General features: G+C 71.8%; 4 protein-coding genes and 2 pseudogenes. 4 read left to right on the top strand and 2 right to left on the bottom strand.

The window, feature by feature from the left end; all coding sequences use genetic code 11:
* Positions 1–358: pseudogene (locus FNH04_RS40875) on the bottom strand (glycoside hydrolase family 2 TIM barrel-domain containing protein); the annotation flags it as partial.
* A 290-nt stretch (positions 359–648) separates the two neighbouring features.
* Between FNH04_RS40875 and FNH04_RS40870 the strand changes: the two are divergent.
* Together FNH04_RS40870 and FNH04_RS40865 are read left to right on the top strand one after the other, a co-directional pair.
* The gene (locus tag FNH04_RS40870; RefSeq protein WP_152791248.1) at positions 649–3081 is read left to right on the top strand and encodes a SpoIIE family protein phosphatase; all 2433 of its coding nucleotides are present in this window, start codon (positions 649–651) and stop codon (positions 3079–3081) included.
* 7 nt (positions 3082–3088) lie between these two features.
* Entirely contained in the window at positions 3089–3319 is a 231-nt protein-coding gene (locus FNH04_RS40865) for a DUF4158 domain-containing protein (RefSeq protein WP_152791247.1), read from the top strand.
* A 271-nt stretch (positions 3320–3590) separates the two neighbouring features.
* On the opposite strand, the gene FNH04_RS40860 is transcribed toward FNH04_RS40865, so the two are convergent.
* Positions 3591–4160, bottom strand: coding sequence for a TetR/AcrR family transcriptional regulator (locus FNH04_RS40860; protein WP_152791246.1), 570 nt, complete (start codon positions 4158–4160; stop codon positions 3591–3593).
* Between the two features lie 67 nt (positions 4161–4227).
* Here FNH04_RS40860 and FNH04_RS49560 point away from each other — a divergent pair.
* Positions 4228–4467: pseudogene (locus FNH04_RS49560) on the top strand (hypothetical protein); the annotation flags it as partial.
* A gap of 32 nt (positions 4468–4499) precedes the next feature.
* Positions 4500–4871, top strand: a complete 372-nt coding sequence (locus tag FNH04_RS40855) for an alpha/beta fold hydrolase (protein WP_407704179.1) — start codon at positions 4500–4502, stop codon at positions 4869–4871.
* Positions 4872–5160 lie beyond the last annotated feature (289 nt).

Raw genomic sequence — 5160 nt, 5'->3', positions numbered from 1 at the left:
GGGTGAAGGAGACGCGGTACCAGCCGAGGCCGCCGGGGAGGAAGCCGGTCCCGCTGGTGGTGCCGTACCGGGTGGTCGGGGTCTGCTCGATGCTCCAGTCGTGGGGCACGGCCACCTGGCGCCAGCCCGAGTCGTCGTAGGCGGGGTTCGCGGCGTCGGCGTACTCGCCCGTCGGGTCGGTGATACCGCCGGGGTTGACCAGTGCGAAGCGCCAGCCGTCGCGAAGGTCGATCGTGCGCCCCGCCGTGGGGCGGCCGGGCCGGGCCAGGGGCTCGGCAGCGGCCGCTGTGCCCGCCGGCGCACCTGCCATCGGCACGGCGGAACCCGCGATCAGTAACGACCTGCGCGTGACCGTCATGGTCATCCCTTCATCGGACGTGGGGGGGGGAACGCGGATGAGTGGAGCCGTGGTGCACCAGCAACGCAAGAACCCACAAGCGACCACAACTGCCCGCGAGCAAACAGATTCTGACGCTGTGACACACAGACGCGTCAAGGGCCCGTAGCGCCACTTCCGTCCAACGCGACACAGCCGCCACGGGCCAATGCGCTCCACTCCCCCCGACAACCCCGTGCGGGGCAGCACGACGCACTAGGCTCGTTTTCGCCCGTATGCGCGTTCGGTCCGGCGGAATGGAACTGTCCACGATGAGGAGCCACAAAGTCACGGAAGGTGACGCTCCGGTGTATACCTTCGACGGCAGCGTCACGGCGCGCGCGGTCGTGAACGCCGAGGGTTCGGTGGTCGAGTGGAACGAAGGGGCGCGCCGGCTGCTGGGCTGGTCGCCGGCTGACGTCCTGGGCCGGCCCGCCACGCGTCTGGTCGCCCCGGGCGGTGCCTTCCGGCTGCCTCCGCCCGGCAGCGTCATAGGGAGTGGCACCGTTCCGCTGCGTCACCGGGACGGCCGTACGGTCTCGGTGTGGCTGCTGGCTCATCTGCGCCGGCCGAAGGAGGGCGAGGACGACAAGGAGGGGGCCGACAGCGGCGGTTGGCTGATTCTCTGTCCGCTGGAGGACCCCGGCCCGCTCAGTCGCGACGAGCCGCTGTCGGCGGCGGTCATGGCCCAGTCTCCGTGTGCGGCGGCGGTGTTCGACGAGCGGCTGCGGCTGCGCGGCATCAACGACGTGATGGCGGACGCCGTCGGGATACCGGAGGAGAACCTCCGGGGACTGCACATGTCGGAGATCGTGGGCGGACGGCAGGGCGAGAAGCTGGAGGAGCACCTGCGCGAGGTGCTCACCAGCGGCCGGCGCAAGGACGTGCAGACCTTTCTGCAGGCCGCGGACGAGGACAGCGCGCACGCGTGGTCCGCGCGGATCGCCCCGCTGGCCGACGCCGACGGGCAGCCCATCGGCATCTGTGTGACCGGCCACGACATCACCGAGCAGTACCGGGCAAGGCAGCGGCTGCAGTTGGTGAACGAGGCCAGCATCCGCATCGGCACCACCCTCGATGTGACACGCACGGCCCAGGAGCTGGCCGACGTGTGCGTGCCCGTGCTCGCCGACTTCGTCAGCGTCGACCTCATGGAGTCCCTGGACCACGGGGAGGAACCGGCCGTGGGCCCCCTGTCCGCGCCGTTCACGCTGCGCCGCGCCGCCCACCGGTCGGTGAACCCGGGGTGCCCCGAGGCCGTGGTCGGACTGGGCGATCTGGACGTCTACCCCGCGACCTCCCCCCAGGCCACCTCCCTGGTGGCCGGGCGGACGATCGTGGCGACGGACCCCGCGACCACCCTCGCTGCGTGGCTCGACTGGGACCCGGTGCGCAGTGCCCGCGTCAAGGAGTACGGGATCCACGCCACCATGTCCGTGCCGATCCGGGCCCGCGGTACGACCCTCGGTGTCGCGGTCCTCACCCGCTTCGAGAGCAAGGACCCGTTCACGCCCGACGACGAGCTGCTGGCCGAGGAGGTCACGGCCCGGGCCGCCGTCTGCATCGACAACGCCCGCCGCTTCTCCCGCGAGCGCGAGACGACGCTGGCCCTCCAGCGCAGCCTGCTCCCCCAGACGCTCCCCCGCATGCCCGCGCTGGAGGCCGCGTCGCGGTATCTGCCGGCGGCGAGGGCCGGGGTGGGCGGCGACTGGTTCGACGTGATCCCGCTGTCCGGTATGCGGGTCGCGATGGTCGTCGGTGATGTCGTCGGCCACGGCGTCCAGGCGGCGGCGACCATGGGACGGCTGCGTACGGCGGTGCGCACGCTCGCGGACGTCGACCTGCCACCGGACGAACTGCTCACCCACGTCGACGACCTGGTCGTACGGCTGTCCAAGGAGGCCGGTGCCGAGGGCGTCACCGGTGAGTTGGGGGCCACCTGTCTGTACGCGGTGTACGACCCGATCACGCGCCGGTGCAGTTTCGCGCGGGCCGGGCATCCGCCACCGGTCGTGCTCGCTCCGGACGGCAGACCGCTCGACGTGCACGTACCGGCGGGTCCGCCACTGGGCCTCGGCGGGCTGCCCTTCGAGTCGGCCGAGCTGGAACTCCCCGAGGGCACGCTGCTCGCCCTGTACACGGACGGGCTGATCGAGAGCCGCGACCGGGACATCGACGCCGGGCACGACCTTCTGGTCCAGGCTCTGTCCCGCCAGAGGGGCTCGCTGGACGATGCCTGCCAGGGCGTCATCGGGTCCATGCTGCCGCAGTCCGGGGCGGCCGACGACGTGGCGCTGCTGCTGGCCCGGACCCGTGGGCTCAAGTCGTCGCAGGTGGCGTCCTGGGCGCTGCCGGCCAACCCCGCGGTCGTCTCCCGCACCCGCCAGTACGTCCTGGACAAGCTGGCGGCCTGGGGACTGACCGAGATGGCGTTCACCGTGGAGCTCGTGGTGAGCGAGCTGGTCACCAACGCGATCCGGCACGGCGCGCCACCGATCCAGCTGCGGCTGATCCACGACGACACCACGCTGATCTGCGAGGTGTCGGACTGCAGCGGTACGGCTCCGCACCTGCGACGGGCGAAGACGTTCGACGAGGGCGGCCGCGGCCTGCTCCTGGTGGCCCAGCTCACCCACCGCTGGGGCAGCCGCCACACGGAGAACGGCAAGACGATCTGGGCGGAACTGACCCTGGCGGAGGAGTGAGCCGGGTGTGAGGAGCGGTACGCGGAACGCAGCAGGATGCCGTACGAGCACGCGGGAGATCCAGGAGCGGTTCCAGTACCGGGACTTCGGCGACCGGACGTGGGGGGCGGGAGTTCCGCAGCTTCCTGTACGGGCGGGCGTGGACGAACGCCGAGGACCGGTGGCGCTGTTCGACCACGCGGTGACGTGGCTGCGTCGGCACCGGGTGCTGCTGCCGGGTGGCCCGTACGGCGGCTGAGCGGCGCCTGTACCAGTCGGTGGCGCGGGCCGCCCACCGCGTGGACCCGCAGCCGGCGCCGGCGCTGAAGACGCTGCTGGTCGTCCCCGAGGACAGGCGGGTCCCGGAGCTGGAGCGGCTGCGGACGCCGCCGGTGAGGGCCCGATCCCAGCCGGAGTGTCCCGTGACGCCGAACCTTGAGCGCGTGCCATCGAAGACTGAGCGGCGCGGGTCACGTTCAGCGGGATGGCAGGCCCGATGAGCGGGGATCACCCGCAGCGGCGGACCGCCGTCAGCCGTCCTGAGCGGGAAACACCTCGTCGACGGCGCGGCGCAGTGTTTCGCGGACAGCCTTGGCGTTGTCGAGTTCGGCGGCCTGGAACGCGCCGTCGTGGAGCAGGACGAGGACGCGTGCGGCGTGGTCGGGGTCGGGGTGGCCCATGGCGGCCGAGAGGTCGCGCAGCACGCCGAACAGCCAGGTGCGCTGGTCGTCGATGACCGCGCGCACCGGGTGGGTGCGGTCGGGGTATTCGGCGGCGGCATTGAGGAACTGGCAGCCGCGGAAGCCGTCTTCGAGGGTCGCGTCGCCGAGTACGGCCATGACCGCGCGGAGTGCCTCGCGCGGCGTCCTGCCCTGTCGCGCCCGTCCGACCGCGTCCCGGATCTGTTCTGCGGTGGCCGTGAGGTAGGCCGAGACGAGGTCGTCCTTGCTGGGGTAGTGCCGGTAGAAGGTGGCACGCGTGACCTTGGCCTCGGTGACCAGGCGGTCGATACCCACGGCCTGGATGCCCTCCGCGTAGAAGAGGCGGGACGCGGTGCGCAGCAACCGGTCCTTGGGGTGCAGCTCCGAGACTGTCGTCATACACCCATCCTAAAGAAAGACCAGTCGTTCTCGACTGTCGCCCCCGTCACGTTGCGGCACCCCAGGTATGGTCATCGCCAGGCTCCAGGCGCAGGGCTACACCACTGTCGCCGCGGCGAACCCGCTGCGCGGGCTGGAGTCCGACGCGCAGTATGTCGCCACCGTCACCAAGGCCGTGGACGGCCCTGTCGTCCTGGTCGGCCACTCCTACGCGGGCGCGATCATCACCCGCGCGGCCCACGAGGCGTCGAACGTCGAGGCCTGGTCTACGTGGCCGCCTTCCAGCCCGACGAGGGCGAGAGTGCCCTGCGGAACGCCTCCCGCTTCCCCGGCGCCAAGATGGGGCCGGACACCACCGTCGCCATCGAGCACGAGGGCGAGCCGGAGCTGCGCATCCTGCCCGAGCACTACCAGGACGTCATCGCCGGCGACCTGCCCGCCGAGACCACCGACGTCCTCGCGGTCACCCAGCGCTCGGTACGCGTGCAGGCCCTGACGGCCGAACTGTCCGGCGCCCCAGCCTGGCGCACCCTGCCCTCGTGGGCAGTGGTCGCAACCCAGGACAACGCCATCCCCGCCCAGGCCCAGGAGTTCATGGCCGAGCGCGCAGGATCGCACGTCGTACGCGTCGAGGCGTCCCACGCGGTGGCCATCTCGCAGCCCGGCGCCGTGGCCGACCTGATCATCGAGGCCGTCAAAGCCACCCGCTGACCCCTCACTCGGCGCCGCCACCACGGCCTATCGGCTGCTGCGGCGGCGGACCGGGGCCCTTTACCCGGTCTTCGCCGGCGCTCCGGATGAGGGCGACGACTGACCGGAGAGGGCCGTGACCAATCTCAGCGGCACTTCCTGTACCGCACCTACTCACACCCGTGAGCCCACTCCCCGCAAGGGGTGCGGGGAACCGCGCGACCAGCCCCGACGAACCCGCGGCCGCCCACACGACCGAACCCCGACGGCGGCGGCGCACCCCTCAGTCCCGCACCCCGCACCCCTCAGC

Source organism: Streptomyces phyllanthi, assembly GCF_009377205.1.
In the GTDB taxonomy this organism is placed as follows: Bacteria; Actinomycetota; Actinomycetes; order Streptomycetales; family Streptomycetaceae; genus Streptomyces; species Streptomyces phyllanthi.
The sequence above is the reverse complement of the archived record's forward strand: the minus strand, read 5'-3'. Positions and strand labels throughout refer to the sequence as shown.